At 62.7% G+C, this 19528-nt stretch carries 15 protein-coding genes and 2 pseudogenes; 9 read left to right on the top strand and 8 right to left on the bottom strand.

What is annotated here, in order from left to right; all coding sequences use genetic code 11:
* Positions 1-60: 60 nt before the first annotated feature.
* Together IFT75_RS21620 and IFT75_RS21615 are read right to left on the bottom strand one after the other, a co-directional pair.
* Positions 61-768 carry a methyl-accepting chemotaxis protein gene (locus tag IFT75_RS21620; protein ID WP_446731063.1) on the bottom strand — a complete coding sequence of 236 codons (708 nt, stop codon included), beginning with the start codon at positions 766-768 and terminating at the stop codon, positions 61-63.
* 423 nt (positions 769-1191) lie between these two features.
* A pseudogene (locus IFT75_RS21615) lies at positions 1192-1701 on the bottom strand (MCP four helix bundle domain-containing protein); the annotation flags it as partial.
* Between the two features lie 341 nt (positions 1702-2042).
* Here IFT75_RS21615 and IFT75_RS08410 point away from each other — a divergent pair.
* The 3 genes from IFT75_RS08410 (at position 2043) to IFT75_RS08400 (ending at position 5740) form a co-directional block, all read left to right on the top strand.
* Positions 2043-3170: an MFS transporter gene (locus IFT75_RS08410; protein ID WP_192054249.1), complete on the top strand. Its 1128-nt coding sequence runs from the start codon at positions 2043-2045 to the stop codon at positions 3168-3170.
* Between the two features lie 96 nt (positions 3171-3266).
* Positions 3267-4517: an MFS transporter gene (locus IFT75_RS08405; protein WP_192054247.1), complete on the top strand. Its 1251-nt coding sequence runs from the start codon at positions 3267-3269 to the stop codon at positions 4515-4517.
* On the top strand, positions 4499-5740 hold the full coding sequence (locus IFT75_RS08400; RefSeq protein WP_192054245.1) for an arsenic transporter: 1242 nt from the start codon (positions 4499-4501) through the stop codon (positions 5738-5740). Before IFT75_RS08405 ends, IFT75_RS08400 begins: the two co-directional genes overlap by 19 nt.
* Positions 5741-5761: 21 nt before the next feature.
* On the opposite strand, the gene IFT75_RS08395 is transcribed toward IFT75_RS08400, so the two are convergent.
* The 3 genes and pseudogenes from IFT75_RS08395 to IFT75_RS21605 all read right to left on the bottom strand — a co-directional run.
* On the bottom strand, positions 5762-7813 hold the full coding sequence (locus tag IFT75_RS08395; protein ID WP_192054497.1) for a TonB-dependent siderophore receptor: 2052 nt from the start codon (positions 7811-7813) through the stop codon (positions 5762-5764).
* 180 nt (positions 7814-7993) lie between these two features.
* On the bottom strand, positions 7994-8857 hold the full coding sequence (locus tag IFT75_RS21610; protein ID WP_425311990.1) for a methyl-accepting chemotaxis protein: 864 nt from the start codon (positions 8855-8857) through the stop codon (positions 7994-7996).
* A pseudogene (locus IFT75_RS21605) lies at positions 8852-9634 on the bottom strand (MCP four helix bundle domain-containing protein); the annotation flags it as partial. The gene IFT75_RS21610 and the pseudogene IFT75_RS21605, both read right to left, overlap by 6 nt.
* A 249-nt stretch (positions 9635-9883) precedes the next feature.
* On the opposite strand from IFT75_RS21605, the gene IFT75_RS08385 reads away from it, so the two are divergent.
* A complete protein-coding gene (locus IFT75_RS08385; RefSeq protein WP_192054240.1) occupies positions 9884-11476 on the top strand; it encodes a putative bifunctional diguanylate cyclase/phosphodiesterase in 1593 nt (530 codons plus the stop codon).
* Here IFT75_RS08385 and IFT75_RS08380 read toward each other — a convergent pair.
* Entirely contained in the window at positions 11467-12489 is a 1023-nt protein-coding gene (locus IFT75_RS08380; protein ID WP_192054238.1) for an aldo/keto reductase, read from the bottom strand. The two genes, IFT75_RS08385 and IFT75_RS08380, sit on opposite strands and share 10 nt — an antisense overlap.
* Positions 12490-12710: 221 nt before the next feature.
* Between IFT75_RS08380 and IFT75_RS08375 the strand changes: the two genes are divergently transcribed.
* From IFT75_RS08375 to IFT75_RS08365, 3 genes are all read left to right on the top strand, one after another.
* Positions 12711-12935 carry a hypothetical protein gene (locus IFT75_RS08375; RefSeq protein WP_122712920.1) on the top strand — a complete coding sequence of 75 codons (225 nt, stop codon included), beginning with the start codon at positions 12711-12713 and terminating at the stop codon, positions 12933-12935.
* Between the two features lie 144 nt (positions 12936-13079).
* Positions 13080-14030, top strand: coding sequence for a fatty acid desaturase (locus tag IFT75_RS08370; protein WP_192054235.1), 951 nt, complete (start codon positions 13080-13082; stop codon positions 14028-14030).
* The gene (locus tag IFT75_RS08365) at positions 14027-14818 is read left to right on the top strand and encodes a phosphate/phosphite/phosphonate ABC transporter substrate-binding protein (protein ID WP_207186127.1); all 792 of its coding nucleotides are present in this window, start codon (positions 14027-14029) and stop codon (positions 14816-14818) included. The genes IFT75_RS08370 and IFT75_RS08365 overlap by 4 nt, the downstream gene beginning before the upstream one ends.
* A 29-nt stretch (positions 14819-14847) precedes the next feature.
* Here the strand turns inward: IFT75_RS08365 and IFT75_RS08360 are convergent, their stop codons facing one another.
* On the bottom strand, positions 14848-16956 hold the full coding sequence (locus IFT75_RS08360; RefSeq protein ID WP_192054233.1) for a TonB-dependent receptor: 2109 nt from the start codon (positions 16954-16956) through the stop codon (positions 14848-14850).
* A gap of 160 nt (positions 16957-17116) precedes the next feature.
* Between IFT75_RS08360 and IFT75_RS08355 the strand changes: the two genes are divergently transcribed.
* On the top strand, positions 17117-17839 hold the full coding sequence (locus tag IFT75_RS08355; RefSeq protein WP_192054231.1) for a DUF4198 domain-containing protein: 723 nt from the start codon (positions 17117-17119) through the stop codon (positions 17837-17839).
* A 16-nt stretch (positions 17840-17855) separates the two neighbouring features.
* On the opposite strand, the gene IFT75_RS08350 is transcribed toward IFT75_RS08355, so the two are convergent.
* Complete coding sequence (locus tag IFT75_RS08350; RefSeq protein ID WP_192054494.1) at positions 17856-18485, bottom strand: DUF1826 domain-containing protein; 630 nt, start codon at positions 18483-18485, stop codon at positions 17856-17858.
* A 120-nt stretch (positions 18486-18605) separates the two neighbouring features.
* On the opposite strand from IFT75_RS08350, the gene IFT75_RS08345 reads away from it, so the two are divergent.
* Positions 18606-19493: an alpha/beta fold hydrolase gene (locus IFT75_RS08345; protein ID WP_192054229.1), complete on the top strand. Its 888-nt coding sequence runs from the start codon at positions 18606-18608 to the stop codon at positions 19491-19493.
* Positions 19494-19528 lie beyond the last annotated feature (35 nt).

Raw genomic sequence — 19528 nt, 5'->3', positions numbered from 1 at the left:
GCAGCCTTTCCGGGAACTGTATACAGCTTTGCCCCAAGAGCACCACTGCCCTTCGTCTCCCTAGACAGCGCCGAAGAAGGCCACCTTCTGCGAAAGCCGGTCCGCCAGGCGAGCCAGCTCGGTGCTGGCGGTCGCGACCTGCTGCGAGCCGGTCGCTGACTGCACCGTCGAGCCATGGATGCGCGTGATGTTCTGCGAGACGTCGTCGGCAACTGCGTTCTGCTGCACCGAAGCGCTGGCAATCTGTGCGTTCATCAGGTTGATCGCGCCCACCTGCTCGCTGATCTTGGCCAGGGCCTCCTGCGCACTGCGCGTCTGGGTGACGGTGTGCCCGACCAGTTCGCAGCTGTTGCGCATGGTCTGCGCGGCCGTCTCGGTGCCCGATTGCAAGGTGCTGATCATCTCGCGGATCTCTTCGGTCGACTGTTGGGTGCGATTGGCCAGCGAGCGCACTTCGTCGGCGACCACTGCAAAGCCACGGCCGTGCTCGCCGGCGCGGGCGGCCTCGATGGCGGCATTGAGGGCCAGCAGGTTGGTCTGCGCGGCAATCGAGTTGATCACGTCGATGACCGACTCGATCTTTTCGCTGTGGCGCGACACCTGGTCGACGGTGTCGGTGGTCTGCTCCAAAGTGAGCGCCAACTGCTCGATAGCCTGCGTGGTGCTGGCCACCAGCCGATTGCCGCTTTCCACTTCGATATCCGCCAGGCGCGACGCATCCGCAGCCTGGGCAGCGTAACCGGACACTTCGCCCACGGTCGCCGCCATCTGCGTGATGGCGGTGGCCACCTGTTCGGCCTCACGGGTCTGCAGGCGAATATGCGCGTCGTTGGCGGTGGAGGTCGCCGACAGCTGCGCCGAAGAGTGAGTGACTTCCCGCGCCGCCGTACGCACCTGCTCGATGGTCTCGCGCAAATGGCCCAAGGCGGTTTGCAATACCCCCATCACGCTACCTGGGTAATCGGTCACGATGGTCTGGTTCAGGTTGCCTGCGGCGAGTTGCTCGATTGCCAGGGCCACTTCGGCCGGCTCGGCGCCCAGCGTCGACTTGACGAAGCGGATGATCACGATCGACAGCACGATGCTCAGCAGCAGCGCGATACCGGTGGCCACCAGCATCAGCGTGCTGAACTGGCTGGCGGTAGCCTGCACATCACCCAGCTTGGCCTTGATCGCGGCTTCCTCGTAGTCGATCAGTGCGTTGATGCGCTTGAGCCATTCGCTGTAGTCATCCGAAGTCTGGCGCAGCAGCAAAGCCTGGGCACCTTGCACATCACCGCCCCGACGCAGCTCGATGAGCGTGCGGGTCGATTCCAGGGTCTGCCGCTCGATGCCCTTGATGGCCGCCAGCAACTGACGCTCCTCCCCTGTTACGCCAGCGCTCTGGAACAGCTGCTCCATGGGCGCGGCGGAATCGACATAGTCTTTTTCCAGCGAGGCCACCTGCGCCAGGTGTTTTTCCAGGTCGCGATCATTGTCCACCAACACCGCGTCACGGATGGCGATGGCACGGTTGTGCACACTGCCACGAAAATTGATGGCGTAACGCTGGATCTTTGCGGCGTTCTCGCTCACGTCACTCAACGTGGAGTCGATGAACGCAACACGCTGGATGCCGATGGCGGTGATCATTACCAACAAGGCGAGAATGGCCGCAAAGCTCAGGGCTATGCGCGTGGCCAGAGACAGAGGTTTTTTCATGGCAGGCTCGAAAGTTCGCCCGATGAGGACGGAAAAGGCGCGCGATCCGAAGGTGCAGTCGCGCCGAAGCGGCGGACGTTACGGCCCTGCTGGCAAGGAAGCCAATTGGCATTTCGCGAAGCAATGATAGCTAAACGCTATCAAACTAATCCCGCGGTGAGTTGTGCATTGGGTTGACACGCAAAACGATCGCTCTACAGTCGCCTGATGGACAACCACTCAGAAATTCCAGCGGTTTTCGACGGTGCGCCAGCTGCCGCCAGGGAGGTCGGCGTGGTCGCTGCCGATGAGGCCAGGCAGGCCGCGCTGACCCTCACGGTTTACGCAAAGGTCCGGGCATCATGAACGCCGGTCGTAACCTGGTAGCGGCGGCATTTGCCCTCACCGCGCTCTCGTACGGGCTGGCGCGTTTCGCCTATGGCTTGCTGTTGCCGCAGATGCGCGTGGAGCTGTCGCTGGACCCCACGGCCGCAGGCTGGATCGGCAGCGGCGCCTTCGCGGCCTACTGCGCAGGCATCGTCTTGACGTTCGTACTCAACGGCACGTTCACGCCACGCACCCTTGCGGTGCTCGCGGGTCTGGCCGCCACGGTGGGAATGGCCTGTATCGTGGTCGCTTCATCGGGGTGGGTGCTGGGTGCCGGTGTGGCGCTTGCCGGGCTGAGCACCGGGTTGACCTCACCACCGCTGGCGAGTGCAGTCGCCGCTCGGTTCAACGCTGCCGGCCGCGCGAAGGCCAATGCGGCGATCAACGCCGGCACGGCTGCTGGCATCGTCTTCTCGGGTGCGGCTGCGGCCATGACCGTGGACGCCTGGCGTGAGCTGTATGCCGTGTTCGCCCTGATCGGCGCAGCGATCACCCTCTGGCTGTGGCGGGCCCTGCCGCAGGGTGGTGGCAGTGACACCGGCGCTGGCATGTCCTTGAAACTGCTTGGCCGACCGGGGCTGGCCCTGCTCTGCCTGAGTGCCTTCGCCATGGGCCTGTCGAGCACCGCCATCTGGACCTTCGGCGCCGACATCCTGCGCGGCGCGTTCGGGGTCAGCGACAGCGGCATTGCCTGGGCCTGGATCGTGCTGGGGGCAGCCGGGGTCAGCGGCGCTGCCACCGGCGTGCTGATCGACCGCTTCGGTACGGCCGTCATCCATGGCGGCTCGCTGTTCGCCATCGTCACAGCGATCCTGACCCTGGCCGCTAGCGAGTTCAGCATCGCCTATGGCTTCGTCGCCATGGGCCTGTTCGGCGCGGCCTACATCATGTCCTCGGGTGCTTACCTGATCCAGGGTACTGCACTGCTGCCGGATCGACCCGACCTGGGCCTGGGTTTTCCGTTCCTGTGCCTGGCACTCGGGCAGACGGCCGGCGCGCCGTTGTTCGGTGCAGCCATGGGCGCCATGGGTGTCACCGCTGCCCTTTTCGCCTTTGCCCTGCCTGCGTTTCTGGCGATATTTCTCAGGCCCAAAACCCGCTAGCAGAATCTTCATTCGATTGCGCTGTGGAGCCCGGAACTTACGCCCGATCCGCCCACTCAGTTCTGTACCTGCCTGCCCTCATTCGAGACCACTGCCTTGGCCACATCTGCCACTTCGCGGCGTAACGCGCTGTCTCTCGACGGCCTGAATTTCTTCCTGGCCGATGTCCGTGACGGGCTCGGACCCTATCTGGCAATCTACCTGCTGGCGGTGCACAAATGGGACCCCGGCAGTATCGGCCTGGTGATGACCCTTGCCGGGCTGGCGGCGCTGCTCACGCAGACACCCGCCGGCGCCCTGATCGACAAGACCCGGCACAAACGTGCGGTGGTGGTGGTTGCCGCCCTGCTGGTCACCGCCAGTTGCGTGGTACTGCCTTTCATTACTTCGTTCGGCCTGGTGGCCGCTACCCAGGCGCTTGGCGCCATCGCCGGCTCGGTGTTCGCTCCGGCCATCGCCGCCATCTCCCTGGGCATCACCGGGCCCAAGGCCTTCACCCGGCGTACCGGTCGCAACGAAACCTACAACCATGCCGGCAACGCCTTCGCCGCCCTGCTGGCGGGCGGGTTTGCCTACCTGTTCGGACCGGTCGCGGTGTTCTACCTGATGGCCGCCATGGCCTTGGCCAGCGTACTGGCAGTGAGCTGCGTGAAGGCCGATGCCATTGACCACGACGTCGCCCGCGGGCTGGAGGCACACCACAAGGACGGTCACGAACAGCCCTCCGGCTTCAAGGTGCTGCTGGGCAACCGTGCGCTGCTGGTGTTCGCGGTGTGTTGTGCGCTGTTCCACCTGGCCAACGCGGCGATGCTGCCGCTGGTGAGCCAGAAGCTTTCGCAGATCGACCTGAGCATGGCCACCCCATTGACCTCGGCCTGTATCGTCGCCGCGCAACTGGTGATGGTGCCTGCGGCCCTGCTGGTGGGTGCGCGCGCCGATCAATGGGGGCGCAAGCCCCTGCTGCTGGCCGGCTTCCTGATCCTGCCGATTCGCGGTGTGCTCTATACGTTTTCCAATGATCCATACTGGCTGGTGGGCGTGCAATTGCTCGACGGCATTGGCGCCGGCCTGTTCGGTGCACTGTTTCCGCTGGTGGTCAAAGACCTCACCCACGGTACCGGGCGTTTCAACGTCAGCCTGGGCGCCCTGACCACGGCGTTCGGCCTGGGCGCTGCGCTGAGCAATGGCCTGGCCGGCCTGGTCGTGCAGGAGGCTGGCTACAGCGCAGCTTTCCTGACCCTGGCCGGGGTCGCTGCTGCGGCCTTCGTCCTGCTGCTCACCGCCATGCCGGAAACCCTGCGCCGCGGCACTGAACAGGAAGCCACGCCTTGCCCCACGCCAGCTTGATCATCTGGGGCGTCAGCCTCCTCGCGACGTTGGGCATCATCACCAGGCCATTGCGCATCCCCGAATACTTCTGGGCGCTGGCGGCAGCGATCGGTCTGGTCGCTGGCGGTTTGATCGCCTGGTCTTCGGCACTGGCAGCGGTACTTAAAGGTACCGATGTCTACCTGTTTCTGGTGGGCATGATGCTGCTGGCCGAACTGGCCCGCCGTGAAGGGTTGTTCGATTGGCTGGCGACCGTCGCTGCCCGCCAGGCCCGCGGCAGTGCGCAACGGCTGTTCGATCTGGTGTTCGTGGTTGGCACCGTTGTGACTGTTTTCCTGTCCAACGATGCCACGGCCGTTGTGCTGACCCCGGCCGTGTACGCGGCCACCCGGGCAGCACGCGTCAACCCGCTGCCGTATCTGTTCGTCTGCGCATTCATTGCCAACGCTGCCAGTTTCGTCCTGCCGATTTCCAACCCGGCCAATCTGGTGATATTCGGCAAGCACATGCCGCCGCTGCTCGATTGGCTGGCCATGTTCAGCCTGCCGTCCCTGGCGGCCATCGCCATGACCTATCTGGTTTTGCGCCTGACCCAGCGTCGCCATCTGCAGCAGCGCCTGGAACTTGTCGAACAACTACCCCACCTGAGCGCAGGTGCTCGACTCACCGCCTGCGGGCTGGCCGTCACGGCGGTGTTGCTGTTGACCGTATCGGCCCTGGACGAAGCGCTGGGCCTGCCGACGTTCCTCGCCGCCGTCAGCACCCTCGCCGTCGTCCACCTGTACCAGAGAAGCAATCCCTGGCCGGTGTGCAAGGGCGTGGCCTGGGGCGTGCTGCCGCTGGTAGCGGGGCTGTTCGTGCTGGTGGAAGGCATTGGCCAGACCGGCGTGACCGGTCAGTTGGCCAACTGGCTGGAACAGGCCGCAAGGCACGCGCCGGCCCAGGCGCACTGGTGGGCAGGAGGCCTGGTGGCGCTGGCCTGCAACATCGGCAACAACCTGCCGATCGGCCTGCTCAGCGGGTCCATCAACGAACTGGCGCACCTGCCGCCCACTGTCACCGGCGCGCTGGTGGTCGGCGTCGACCTGGGCCCCAACCTCTCGGTCACCGGCTCCCTGGCGACCTTGCTGTGGTTGATCGCGGTGCGCCGCGAAGGGGTCGAAATCAGCGCCTGGACGTTCCTCAAGCTCGGCGCAGTGGTCATGCCGCCGGCCTTGATCGCCGCCCTGTGGCTGCTCTGAGGCCGCAGGCGCATTCGCGTCTCAGAACTTCACCGTCGCGGTCAGACGCGCCGTGCGCAACGCGCCCTCTTCCACCTGCAGCGTGCTGCTGCCGGTGGTAGCTGGGTAATACTGCTTGTTGAACAGGTTGTCGATGTTCAGCTGCAGGCGCGTTTCGTAACCCTGGGTGGGCAGGTCCCAGCGCACGAAAGCGTCGGCCAGGGTGTAGCTGTCCATCCAGAAACTGTTGGCGCTGTCGCCCGGCCGCTCGCCCACGTAGCGCGCGCCTGCGCCCACATGCCACTGGCCGGTCTGCGCGGGCAAGGCCAGATGATGGGTCAGGTACAGGCTGGCCGTGTGCATCGGCGCGTTGGGCAGACGATTGCCTTCCTGCTCGGGCGCTTCGGCGTTCTTCAGCACTTCGGTATGGCTGTAGGCATAGGTGCCGATCACACTCCAATTCTCGGCTATCCGACCGGTGACATCCAGCTCGACACCGCGCGAGCGCGCCTTGCCGACCGCCTCGTCGAGGCTGTCGCCATTGCTCTGCAGCACGCTGTTGACCAGGTTCTTCTTCTCGATGTCATACACCGCCAGGTTCACGTTCAGCGCAGCGGTCGGCGTGTATTTGACCCCGGCTTCGTAGCTGCGACCCTCGGTGGGCTTGAAGCTGTTGCCTGCATCGTCGGCGTCGTTGGGCACGAACGAGCGGCTGTAGTTGGCATACAGTGCCACCGTTTCGCTGGGCTGGTAGACGATCCCGCCAAAGGGAATGAATTCGTCGCCGTTGGAATCGGCACCGGGCGCGTACGAGCGGCCCAGGCCCTGATCGCTGTATTGGTCCCAATGCGCCTGACGCCCACCGAACACCAGGATCCAGCGATCGTTGAGGTGCCAGTTATCCTTGAAGTACAGGGATGTGGTGACCAGGTTGTTCTCGGCATTGCTCTGCGCCGCGCTGACCGTGACCGGCTCGGCCAGACGGCCATAGACCGGGTTGCGGATGTCGATATTGCCGGCGGCGGTATTGGCGTTGCGGTAGGTCTTGCCGCGGTATTTGTCCAGCGACTCGTTGTCCAGGCCCACCACGATTTCATGCCGCTGGCCGAACAGCTGCTGGTCGCCGATCAGGTCCAGCGCGGTGTAGCGGCTTTCGTAATCGTAGTGACCGCCATTGGCGATGCGCCGCAACGTGTTGCCGGTGAGCGTGTTGGGTTGAGCGATAGCCAGGCTGTAGCGATCCTGCGTCCAACCGTAGGTCAGGCGACTGCGCCAGGCGTCCCCCAGCTGGTATTCGAACTTCGCTGTGGTGCTCTGGCTGATGCCCACGGTCTTGGCCCAGCGCTCGTCGAGGCGGTCGCGGTAGCTGATGTCGGCGGGTCGCCCAGCGACGAACACGGTGCCACGGTCGAACGGGCTGGCGTAGTCGTTGTAGGTATAGGCCAGCGAAGCACTGGCCCGCTCACCGACCCAGGCAATCGACGGAGCGATCAGGGTGTGCTCGTCGGTCCCATAGTTGCGCCAGTAATCCTCGTGGCTGCGCTCGGCCACCAGCCGGTAGGCCAGATCGGTATCGCCCAGCGGGCCGGTGGTGTCCAGCGACAGCGAACCGCCACCCTCGCTGAAGCCGGATGCGCCGAGGGTGGTGCTGCGGGTGAACTGCGGCTGCTTGCTGACAACGTTGATGACCCCGCCCGGTTCGAGCGCGCCATACATCAGCGAGGCCGGCCCTTTGAGCACTTCAACATGATCGGTGGTCGCCCCCAGGTTGCGACCGATGGCCGAGCGGATGCCGTCGCGCAGGATCGAGTTGTCGTCGTTGCTGCCAAAGCCGCGCTTGATCAGCGCATCCTTGGTGCCGCCCAGGGTGTTGGTCTGGGTGACACCGCTGACGAAGCGCATCGCGTCGTTCAAATCCTTGACCTGGTAGTCGTCCAGCGTGCGTGCCGTTACCGAATTGATGGTCTGCGCTTCATCACGGTTCTGCGTGGCGCTCTTGCTGGCGGTTTCGCCGAGCACGCGGGCATAGCCGTCATCGCCCTCACCTTCGCCGGTGGCCTGGATGACACTGGATGGCAGCTCGGTGGCCGCCATGGCCAGGCAAGGCAGGACTGAGCACAACAGCACCCAGGAATGGGCCCGATTCAACGACTTGACCACGCGTGTAACTCCGTACTGGATAGAAGACGCGAATGCGTCCCATCTCAATTGTACGGACTATCGTGAGCATTTGCTGAATCGGCTGTACGATTTTTTACTACCTGAGAGACGAATTCAGAGACGGAAGCGACCCACCAGATCGTTGAACGAGATGGCCAGGCGCGACAGATCCTGGGTCGATGCGCTGGTCTGGTGAGCGCCTGCGGCCGTCTGCGTCGACAGATCCTGGATGTTGATCAGATTCCGGTCGACCTCACGGGCCACGTGGGCCTGCTCTTCACAGGCGCTGGCGATGACCAGGTTGCGGTCGTTGATCTGCGCGATCCCGGTGGCGATGGATTGCAGCGCATCCCCGGTGGCTTTGGCCAATACCTGAGTGTCCCCTACCAGCCCCTGGCTCTTGCCCATGGCAGCGACTGCCTGGTCTGCCCGCGAACGCACTGCACCGATCATGCTTTCGATCTCGCCCGTGGACGACTGGGTACGCGCCGCCAGTGCCCTGACCTCGTCGGCAACCACCGCGAAACCACGCCCCTGTTCGCCGGCGCGGGCCGCTTCGATGGCCGCGTTGAGGGCCAGCAGATTGGTCTGTTCGGCGATACCGCGAATCACGTCGAGCACCTTGCCGATATCGCGCACCTGAACCGCCAGATCTTCCACGATGGTGGTCGAGGACTGGATTTCGATGGTGGCATTGTTTACCGCTTCTACGGCATTGCGCGCCTGCGTCAGGCCATCGGTGGCCTGGCTGCTGGCGGTCTTCGAGGCTTCCGAAGTGGAGATGGCGTTGCGCGCGACCTCTTCCACGGCCGACGTCATCTCGGTGACGGCCGTGGCCGCCTGCTGAATCTCGTCGTTCTGACGCAACAGCCCACGGCTGCCGTCTTCAGTGACCGCGTTCAACTCTTCGGCTGCCGAAGCGAGTTGATTCGAGGCGTCGGCAATCTGGTGGATGGTGGCCTTGAGGCCTTCCTGCATTTCGCCGAGCGCGGCGAGCAGCTGCCCGGTCTCGTCACGGGCCGAGCTGCCAATGCTGTGGGTCAGATCACCCTTGGCGATCAATTTCGCGCTGGCCACCGCGGTGGCGATGGGCCTGCTGATCAGGCGGCTCATGAACAGCCCCAGTGCCAGTGCTGCCAGGAAGGCCAGTGCGATACCGATATAAAGCACGGTGATCGCCGCCCGCTCCTGCTCGTCGGCGTCACGCGCGCCTTCCTGGATCTGCCGGTTGTTCGACTCGACCATCACGGTCAGCTCGTCCATGACGGTGCGATAGGCCGGCTGGATCTCGCCCGACATGAGCGAGCGCGCCGCCGAAACATCGCCGGTGTCCAGCACCGACAGGACCTTCTGCAGCTGCGCCTGATAGAGCGGCCAGTCACGTTCCATCTTGTCGCCGGCGGCACGCTCGTCGTCGGCCTGTGGCGTCTTGCGGTACGTCGAAAAAGCCTTCTCGCTGTCAGCCAGGTTGGTGTTCATGCTCTGGCGAATCGAGTCCTTGACACCCTGCGAATCGTTCTCCGCATGGGCGGCGATCAGGGCGTAGAGGTCCTTGAGCTGGGCAATCGCTTTGCTCTTGGCTTCGGCCGTCTTGGCAACCGACACCAGGTTGTTAGAGAACACCCCTTTGAGGCTGTCCGACAGCTGACTGACGCCGCGGCTACCCAGCATGCCGACGCCCAGGGTAATGAACGCACACAACCCGAAGGCCGCAATCAGTTTGGAAGATAACTTTGCATCGCGAAGCCACGTCATACAGGTATCCTGTCAGGTCCACCAAAAAAAGCCCCGGGTTCGGCACTTTCCTTAGCGTCGTGGGCGGTATGAACCCGCTATCGGCATCGCCGCAGGAAGCTTGAATAGTGTTCGCAGGCCGTGTGGCCACTTGGCCCTACCTTCTGTCGTGGCGACCAAATGCACCTGCCATACGATCAGCGGTATGAACGCTTATGAGATGATGGCTGTCTGACATCACTCTATCCGCATGACCTTGCGATGCCGCCCATGAACGATCTCAACCGCCGTAATCCATGCCGCTTGCCGATGCTTCTGACGCTGACGCTGCTCACGATCGTGGGGCTCTCCATCCTGTGGGAGTTCCACCTCGAAGCCTATGTGATGCACTGGCTGAACCTGCCCTACGACGGTGACTTCGAAGATGCCGAACGGTGGCGTTTCGTGCTGACATCTTCGGGGTTCTCGATGATTTCGCTGATCGTGCCGACCATCGTGCTCAAGCGCATGGTCACCAGTACTCAACTCAGCTACCGGCGTCTGCAGCGGATCCAGTTTCAAACCGAAACCCTGGCCAAGTACGACTCCCTCAGCGCCTTGATCAACCGTCGCGGCTTTATGGACCTGCTGTGCGAACGGCTTGCACAGCACCGTTGCGTATCGATCATGCTGATCGACCTGGACCACTTCAAAGCCATAAACGACCAGCATGGCCACTCTGGCGGAGACAGCGTGCTGGTCGAGGTGGCCGACCGGCTCAAGCACATCGCACGCTTGCACGGTGGCACCGCCGCCCGACTGGGTGGGGATGAATTCTGCCTGCTGTTTCTGGACTACAGGGATGAGCGCGAGTTGAGCGACATTGCCGCAACGACCATCCAGCGGGTCAGCGAGGCCTTTGTCGAACCCTCTACCCCCGTGCGGCTGGGCGCGACCATTGGCATATCGCGTTCCTGGATCGATGCCACCGAGGCGTCCGCACTGCTGCACTGCGCAGATACGGCGATGTACCGGGGAAAGAACGCTGGCCGCTCCATGTTCAATTTCTACGACAACGAATACGAGCGGCAGCTGCGGGCGCAAGCCGACCTCGACCAAGCCCTCAGGCACGCGGTGGAGCGCGAGGAAATCGTGCCGTTCTTCCAACCCATCGTCACCCTTCCGTCGCAGACGATCGTAGGCTTCGAGGTGCTCGCACGCTGGGCCCGGCCCGACGGCAGCACCGGCATGCCTACCGACTTCATCCCGATACTGGAGCGCCTTGGCCTGATTCCGGCCATGACCCGCTCACTGGTCAAGCAGGCCTGCAGGGCGGCCAGCTTCTGGGACGACACACTGCACCTGTCGCTCAATGTCAGCGCCACCATGATCACCGACGAGCTGTTCCCCGATCGCCTGGCCGAGCAACTCAGGCATGAACGCTTCCCCTACGAGCGCTTCGAAGTGGAGATCACGGAAGAAGCGCTGGTGGGCAACCTCGACGCCGCCCAGCGGAACCTGAGCAAGCTGCATGCCTACGGCATCAGCGTGGCGCTGGACGACTTCGGCATCGGCTATTCGGGCCTGTACCATCTGACGCGGCTGTCCATCGACAAGATCAAGATAGACCGCTCTTTCTTCGAGGCCGGCAGCATCGACCACCTGCCCATGGTGGAAGCCATCCTGGGGATGGCACGCAGTCTGAAAATGAAGGTTACGGCCGAAGGCATCGAGGACTTCCACTTGCCCTACCTGCCGAAATGGCTGGCTGAAAATGGTTGCCATTATGCCCAGGGGTATCTATATGGCCGCCCACAGGCAGGGAGCACCATCGCCGCCGCCGTCCAGGCGCCGTTGACGGTCTGCGCCGCAGCTCAGAACTGAACCCGACGCCCGGTCACCGGGTAGCTCGGGTCGGTGTAGCCAGGCGTCGAGCTATGGCCCGCCACCACCAGGGCGTCGATGAACGCCTCGTCCTCTACGGTGAACCGGTACTGCAACGCCGGCACATAGTCGCGCCATTGCTGTTCGGTGCGAGGCCCGGCGATGGCCGAGCTGATCAATGGGTTGTTGAGCACCCAGGCCAGCGCGAACTGCCCCGAGGTGATACCGCGGGCCTGGGCGTGATCCTTGATGCGTTGCGCCAGGTTCAGCGACTCTGGGCGCCACTCGGTCTGCTGCAGGCGCGGATCGCTGCGCCCCGCCCGCGTGTCGACACCCGGTTCGGCACCGGGGTCGTACTTGGCGGTCAGCACGCCTCGCGCCAGCGGGCTGTAGGACACCACGCCGATGCCATAATGCTCGGCTGCCGGCAGATGCTCGGCTTCGATCTGCCGATTGGCCAGGTTGTACAGTGGCTGGCTCACGGTCGGCCGCTCGACCCCCAGCAGGTCTGCCACCCGGCAGAATTCGGCAAGCTTCCAACTGCTGTGGTTCGACAGCCCGTAGCCGCGGATCTTGCCGGCGCGAATCAGATCGGCCAAGGCGCGCACGGTCTCTTCCACCGGCGTGAAAGGGTCTTCACGGTGCACGTAGTAGAGGTCGAGGTAATCGGTCTGCAAGCGGCGCAGACTGCCTTCCACCGACTCGATCACGCTATGGCGCGAAGCCCCGCGCCCATTCGGCCCATGCACGCCGGGGTTGGGGTTGACGAACTTGCTCGACAGCACCCAACGCGAGCGCTGGCCGGCGATCAGCTTGCCCACCGCGATTTCCGAAGCGCCGTCGTTGTAATTGTTCGCCGTGTCGATGGCATTGATGCCCTGCTCCAAAGCATCGTCGACGATACGCTTGGCAGTGGCGTCGTCGGTCTGGCCACCGAACATCATCGTGCCCAGGGTGATTTCGGAAACCTGCAGACCGTGGCGGCCCAGGCGGCGGTATCTGACGTCGCTCATCGGAAAGTCCTCTCTTGGCAAAACCGGCGGCCATGCAAGGCCCTGTTCCTCGATGCTGGCGTATCCGATCCAATCCAGCAACATACTGGCCTATAGCCTCTATCGGAAAAGACTATTTAAGCTGCGCGGGCTGTGGCCGATAGACTGATCACACTCAAATGAAACAACGCTCATCCCGTGGCCAGGACGCCTACACCAAGATAGAGCCCTCGGAGCACCGCATGCCCACCACCCACATCACGGAAATGCAGGAAGACGTCCATGACGCGGCACGTCAGTTGGAAATGATCTACCAAATGCTCCGCGGCCACGCCTTGTTTCTGCGCAGCAGAAACATCGACCATCTCATAGATGATGTCTTGCTCGTTGAGAACCAGGCGGGCGCTCTGGCCCTGTCCATTCAAGATCTAAAAGGGGCCGCGTCCAGGATGGCCAAGGCGGCGTAGCTCGAAAAGCCTCGTATCCCACAACGTCCAGTATACACGACTCTTATTCCATTCAGGAATTTACTGAAACCATTTAGTGATTATCCAGGCATAAGCACCAATGCTAGTGTCGACGACATACCGATCAGCATTCGTGTCGTCCTTATGCCCAATTATCTCGATTCCCGTCACCGCCAATCGATCCTGAAACTGCAGAATACCTGGACCGCGCGCAGCGACTGGCCAACCTGGCTGCTGCTGCTCTGCACCTATGGCGCCTGGTGGGCGCTGATCGAATTCGGTTCGTTCATCGGGCGACCGCTCACCGTACTGCTGCTGGTGCCGCTGCTTACCTTGTGGATGTCGCTGCAGCATGAACTTCTGCACGGCCACCCTACCCGCTGGCGCAGCGTCAACAAGGTCCTGGGCTATGCCCCGCTGGCTATCTGGTATCCCTACACCCTGTACCGCGACAGCCATCTGGCCCATCACCGCGACGAGACGATCACGCTGCCACGCGACGACCCGGAAAGCCGTTACCTCGATGCCCGGGCCTGGTCAGGCAGCGCGGGGCCCGGCCGGACGCTGCACTGGCTGAACAAGACCCTGCTGGGCCGTCTCTGCGTAGGCCCGGCCCTGGCGCTTGCCGGTTTGATTCACGAGCAGTGCGCCCGCCTGTTGCGCGGCGAGGCGCAAGCGTGGCTGATGTGGGGCACTCATCTGCTCTGCCTGCTGACGCTGTTCGGGTTCATCAGCGCCCAAGGCGTGGCTGTCTTCGATTACCTGCTGGCGAGCATTCTGGCGCTGGCGCTGTCCATGGTTCGTTCCTACTACGAACATCGCCCTGCAGAGGCACCCGAGCAGCGCTCGGTGCTCAACGAGGCGGGCTGGCCCTGGCGCTGGCTGTTTCTCAACCTCAACCTGCACCTGGTGCACCACGACCTGCCGGGGTTGCCTTGGTACTACCTGCCCCGCGTGTACCGCGAGCGCCGCGCGGACTGGCTGCAACGCAGCGGACATTTTTTGGTCAATGGCTACAGCGAGCTGTTTCGGCGTTATGCCGTGTCCCCCGTCGACAGTCCTCTGCATCCTCTAGGTCGAGGCACCCAGCCATGAGCGCCGATGTAATCGCTGCACTGCCCATGTATCCCACGCCCGCCGTAATCGGTGAGGCGTACCAGCGCTGGCTGGAGGAAACCCTGCAGTTGCTGGGCACCGACCGTCCCACGCCCTGGCCGGGTTCACTCGCGGACCTGTGGCTGCATCCACGACTGCTGTTGGCGCAGACCTGCGGCTTGCCTTTGATCACCGAACTCAAGCATCGGGTCCGTATCGTCGGCCGACCTCATTTCGCGCTACCCGAGGCACAGGCCGGACAACATTGCAGCCTGCTGATCGCTCGCCTCGATGACCCACGGCAGACCCTCGCCGAATTCTTCGATTGCCGGGGCGCCTACAACAGCCTCGACTCCAACAGTGGCATGAACCTGCTGCGCCATGCGCTGATCCCCCATGTGCGGGAGGGTCGGTTCTTCAAAAGCGTTCTAGCGACTGGCAGTCATCGCCAGAGCATTGCCCACGTCGCCACAGGCATCGCCGACCTGGCGGCCATCGACAGCGTGACCTTTGCCTACCTGGCTCGCCATGCCCCGAATGAAGTCGCCGGCGTGCGGGTCGTGGAACGTACGGCCAATGCGCCGACATTGCCGTATGTCACCAGCCTCCACGGGCCAGAGCCAGGCTTGCTGCGCGAGGCCATGAATGCGGCACTGGCACATCTGCCAGAGGTTGCGGCAGTGTTGGCTATAACGACCGTGCAGGAAACGGCCTTCGCCGATTACGAAGTATTGCTGGAGTATCGGGACAAGGCGCGGCGGCATATCGGACAAGCCGAGCTGTGGTAGCCTCGCATCGCTTGGGCCGACCCTGGCCGTCAGAAAAAGTACCTTACCGATGCGCCCAGGGTGGTTGATGGCTGAGGCACGATCACCAGGCCGCTGTTGGTGCCATAGGCCACTTCGCTGCCATACCGGTGGGGCTGAAAAGTGCCGTAGACACTGAACTGGTAATCGCTGTAGTCGTAGCTGGCGCGCAGGTCATAGCGCGTGTAGGCAGGCATGGTCTTCCTGCCAGTGCCGACGTAATAGGGAATGCCGCCCAGATGATAAGCATCGGCATTCAATGTAACTTGCCCACCCATGAACCCGTCTCGATACTGAACGCCCGCCTTGTAGGTGTGCTCCGGCACGACCAGTCGCGCACCGATACCCGGCGCCGGGTTGGTGATGACCGCATCGATGATCCGGCCATAACTGATGTAGGTACTGACGGTCGACGTGGCTTGATAGTTGACACTGGTCTCCAGCCCTTTGCGCGTGGTGTCACCTACTTGCTCGTACACACCCGGCGAGGTTTGCACGGTCTCGCTGTCGTTCTGGATGTAATAGAACTCGGTGGTACTGGACAGGCTATCGGTAGGCCGCAGGGTAAAACCCACGTCGTAGGACTTGACCTTGCTGGGGCGTACGCTGCCGTTTATCTGTCCACCCGTGTCCCTGAGCGGAAGCGCACTGCTGCTGCCTGAACTGATGTACTCCGCCGCTGGGGAGCGGAAACCCTGAGCCACATTGGTGAACAGTTCGAGCTGATCGATCGGTGTCCATGCCACGCCGAACCTGGGCGTTGTCACCGAGCTGTTGTAGCCGGTACTGGCGTCTCGAAACTTCAGGTTGTCGATATCGTAGTCGAACCGATCGTGACGGATACCGGCGAGCAACTTGAGCGAATCGATGGGCTTGTACTGGCCCTGCGCGAAGACCCCATAGGTGATGAGGTCCATGTCGAAGTCGTAGTAGAAGTTTTGCGTGGGCTGGAAGTTGCGGTACTGCTGGCGAAAGGCATCGCCTTTGTCGCGACGCACGTCCGTACCGACCATGAGCGATGCCGTGTCTTCATACACGAAGTTATAGGCCAGGCGACCACCGTAGATGTCACGATCATCCTTGCCATAGTTATGTGTGTTCGTACCGTTGGAGATGCCGCGTACGCGCCTGAAGTCTTCGTAATAGGCCGTGTAGTACAGGCCCGCTTCGCCCTCGGCCGGCGACCGATTGAACACGTAGGTATTGCGATTGGCGTTGCCGAAGCCATACAGGTTGTCGGTATCGCGGCGGCCGACGGTGCCCGCCTTCAATGCGGGCAGGCTCAGATAGCCGTCATTCCTGAAGTCCGATTCGTAATGGCTGAACCGCGCCGAGTATTTCGCATCGCCAATGACTTTGGAAAGCTTCCAGAAATAGTTGTCGCGCTGGTTTTCGGCGGCCTTGCGGTATCCGTTGGTCCTGTAGAGGTCAGTCACCAACAGTGACTCCAGGCCTTCATGTTCACCGCCTAGTACCACGTTAGTCCGCTGGCCATCGAAGCTGGCGACATCCACCCCGATGCTGGACGCGACGTCACTGCCGTCCAAGGTTTCGATGTTCACCGCGCCTGCCCGATTCTGATCGCCGTACAGTGCCGACACCGGGCCTTTGATGACGTCCACACGCTTGATCATCTGCGGCGTGAGCCATTCCAGAAATACGGGACCATGCCCTGCCCCGCCCTGACTTGAGGGAATGTTCTGCGGCACCCCGTCCACCGACACCGCCACGTCGGCCCCGTGGGTGCCATTGGTGGCGAACCCGCGCATGCGAAAACCGTTACCGGTGTCCCCCTGATCGATGTTGTTGGCTACCACGCCCGGCACCCGTCGGTAGATGTTGGAGATATCGCGATCCACGTTGAGGGTGCGGATCTCTTCTTCGGTTATCGTCGAGACGGCAGTCGGCAGGCTTTGCGAGGCCGTGCTGATCCGATTGCGCACCAGCGGTTGCGCTATACCCGTGCCGTATCGATCGCCAGAAATCTCGACAAGGCCCAACTCGGTAGGCCCTGGTGGTTCCGACTCCTGTGCCGCCAGCGGCGTGTAGAAACCAACGCTGCCAGTCAGCGCCGCGCCAGCGAATGCCAGGCGCCTGAAGTGATTCGCATATCCGTACATGAATAATTCTGCCTACGTTATGATATAACGTGACAAGATTACAACCGAAAATGTCCGTTGACCAGAAGCGCCCTACACGATTGCCGTGCTGCACCCGCGATGCCTATCGGCATCGTTCGATGCGCACGGTTCAACCCCTGCAGAACACTCGGGAAAACCCATGAAAATTGCTTTGTCATTGCTTGCCGCTGCAACCCTTCTCAGCGCCCAAGGTGCGTATGCCCATGGTATCTGGACCGAACAACGCTACGGCCAGTTGGACGTCGTCTACGGGCACGGCGCAGAAGACCAGGCCTATGCCGCGGATAAGGTCAAAGGCGCATGGGCCTACGATAAACGCGGACAAATGATCCCGGTGACGGTCGAGAAGCTCGGCGACCACGCGCGCCTGCATCCAGCCGCGCAGCCCGCCGTGCTCGCCGTTGCCCTGGACAACGGTGTCTGGAGCAAGAACGCTCAGGGAGAATCGGTGAACAAGCCCATGGCTGACGTACCTGGCGCCGTCAGCGCCAGTCACAGCTACAAGTACAGCCTGGCGATCCTGAAAGCACACGCGCAGGTGCCCGACGCGCTGAAATTGGCCATGGTCATTCGTCCGTTGAAAGATCCGAGCGAAGTAGGCGTCGGTAATCCATTACCCGTTGAACTGACGATCGATGGCAAGCCGGCCGGTGGCATCGCCCTGCTCGATGACTATCGAGGCATGTCGGACGCCAGTAGCGTCGTCACCGATGCACGAGGTCGCGCCACCGTCACCGTGCGCAACGCCGGGTTGAACGTCATCGCGGCTCAAGCCAAGGTAGCCGCGGTCGATCGCAAGGACGTTTCAGAGCGCAGCCTCTTCACCTCGCTGACCTTTGTCGGCAAGGCACACCAACACTGAGTCCGCGAGCCGCCCTTCATTTCAACCAATCCAGCGTCATGATCAGGCGGCGCTCGCCAGCCCGTGCCTGCGGCGAGCGATGAATGATTCCGCGCCCTTCGTTGCTCATCCATCGCTCACCCTTGAACAAGGCCACGTCAGCCGCCAGCAGCTTGTGCGGTGCATCCACCGGTTCGGACCCGGCCTGCCCCAGCCCCGCCCTGGGCATCGCACCCTCTTCGAGCCATTCGCTGCCCCGGCCAGCGTACGTCGTGATCAAGCGCACGGAGACCCGATCGACGTGATAACGCGGACACATCGCCTTGTCCAGAATGCGCAGACGCAGGCCGATACGCTCGGCGCCCAACAGGCAACCGTAGGCCTGGGTCAACCAGGCAACATCCTCGACGAACTCGGCGTAACCCTCACACTGAGCGAAAGCGGCAGCCAGCCCGACCAGATCCGGGGGCTCTTCCCCCTGTAACTCAATCACTCGCGACTCCGATAGTGGATCGTCACGGCACAACAACGCATCAGTGAAACTCGCGATCGCGGGCGAAAATTGCCGCGTCCAGATGGCCAGGTTTATGTCCTCGCGCAGGATCTCCGCCAGCACGGCGGGCTCGGGCGACTGAATGTAATGGGGGGTGGCGGGCATGGCATACATCGCATCAGTGGAGGATATGAATAGATATAACATAACATATCAATAACCACGCCCATGATCCAACGAGATGTGTTAGTCGCGCCGTTGTCACAGCTTTATCACCCAAAGGAGGATGAGCCAGTGAAACAGATTCAAGCAGGCGTGCTCAACGTCGCGTACCGGGACCTTGGCCCAGCCGATGGGCCTGCGGTCGTGCTGTTGCATGGCTTCCCCTACGACATCCGCGCCTACGACGCGGTGGCCGAACGGATCACCGCTGCCGGTTGCCGATGCATCGTCCCCTACCTGCGCGGATACGGGGGCACGCATTTCATCGACGCAAACACGCCTCGCTCGGGTGAGCAAGCAGCCTTGGGGTCGGACCTGCTGGCATTATTGGATGCTTTGAAAATTTCCCAGGCCGTACTTGCCGGCTACGACTGGGGTGGCCGCGCAGCGTGCGTGGTGTCCGCCCTGTGGCCCGAGCGCGTCGTGGGAATGGTCAGTTGCGAGCCGGGCTACAACATCCAGGACATTGCCCATGCGACCCGCCCCGCCGCCCCGCAAGCCGAACAGCGCTTGTGGTATCAGTACTACCTGCACGGCGCCCGCGGCTACGCAGGCCTTGAAGCCGACCGGGATGCCTTCTGCAAGCTGCTGTGGCAACTATGGTCGCCGACCTGGGCATTCACCGATGAGGTGTTTTTGTCCTCGGCGCAGTCGTTCCACACTCCCGACTTCGTCGACGTGGTCACGCACTCCTATCGCCATCGCTTCGGACTGGTCGACGGCGATGCGCAGTACGCGGCCATCGAACAGAGGCTGGCGAAGCAACCCGTCATTGCCGTGCCAACGGTCATCCTGGCCGGTGCTTGCGACGGTGTCACCCCGGTTCAGGATGAGCAGCAGGCGCTACGCCGATTCAGCGGCCCTGTTCGTCGATCAATCCTCGAAGGCGTGGGCCACAACGTCCCGCAGGAGGCACCGGAGGCATTCGCCCAGGCGGTGCTGAGCCTGTCAGGGCCGTGAGGCCCCTACCATGGTGTGGCCCATCAATTGGTGTC

The sequence above is a fragment of the Pseudomonas sp. CFBP 8758 genome, assembly GCF_014841725.1.
Classification (GTDB): domain Bacteria; phylum Pseudomonadota; class Gammaproteobacteria; order Pseudomonadales; family Pseudomonadaceae; genus Aquipseudomonas; species Aquipseudomonas baltica.
Note: the sequence above shows the minus strand (reverse complement) of the source record. Positions and strands in the feature narration are given on the sequence as shown.

What these genes read in the sequence shown, in the direction of transcription:
- IFT75_RS21620 (WP_446731063.1), bottom strand. Translation starts at nt 768, where the DNA reads ATGGCGGCGACCGTGGGCGAAGTGTCCGGTTACGCTGCCCAGGCTGCG.
- IFT75_RS08410 (WP_192054249.1), top strand. Translation starts at nt 2,043, where the DNA reads ATGAACGCCGGTCGTAACCTGGTAGCGGCGGCATTTGCCCTCACCGCG.
- IFT75_RS08395 (WP_192054497.1), bottom strand. Translation starts at nt 7,813, where the DNA reads ATGGCGGCCACCGAGCTGCCATCCAGTGTCATCCAGGCCACCGGCGAA.
- IFT75_RS21610 (WP_425311990.1), bottom strand. Translation starts at nt 8,857, where the DNA reads ATGCAGGAAGGCCTCAAGGCCACCATCCACCAGATTGCCGACGCCTCG.
- IFT75_RS08385 (WP_192054240.1), top strand. Translation starts at nt 9,884, where the DNA reads ATGAACGATCTCAACCGCCGTAATCCATGCCGCTTGCCGATGCTTCTG.
- IFT75_RS08380 (WP_192054238.1), bottom strand. Translation starts at nt 12,489, where the DNA reads ATGAGCGACGTCAGATACCGCCGCCTGGGCCGCCACGGTCTGCAGGTT.
- IFT75_RS08375 (WP_122712920.1), top strand. Translation starts at nt 12,711, where the DNA reads ATGCCCACCACCCACATCACGGAAATGCAGGAAGACGTCCATGACGCG.
- IFT75_RS08370 (WP_192054235.1), top strand. Translation starts at nt 13,080, where the DNA reads ATGCCCAATTATCTCGATTCCCGTCACCGCCAATCGATCCTGAAACTG.
- IFT75_RS08365 (WP_207186127.1), top strand. Translation starts at nt 14,027, where the DNA reads ATGAGCGCCGATGTAATCGCTGCACTGCCCATGTATCCCACGCCCGCC.
- IFT75_RS08360 (WP_192054233.1), bottom strand. Translation starts at nt 16,956, where the DNA reads ATGTACGGATATGCGAATCACTTCAGGCGCCTGGCATTCGCTGGCGCG.
- IFT75_RS08355 (WP_192054231.1), top strand. Translation starts at nt 17,117, where the DNA reads ATGAAAATTGCTTTGTCATTGCTTGCCGCTGCAACCCTTCTCAGCGCC.
- IFT75_RS08350 (WP_192054494.1), bottom strand. Translation starts at nt 18,485, where the DNA reads ATGTATGCCATGCCCGCCACCCCCCATTACATTCAGTCGCCCGAGCCC.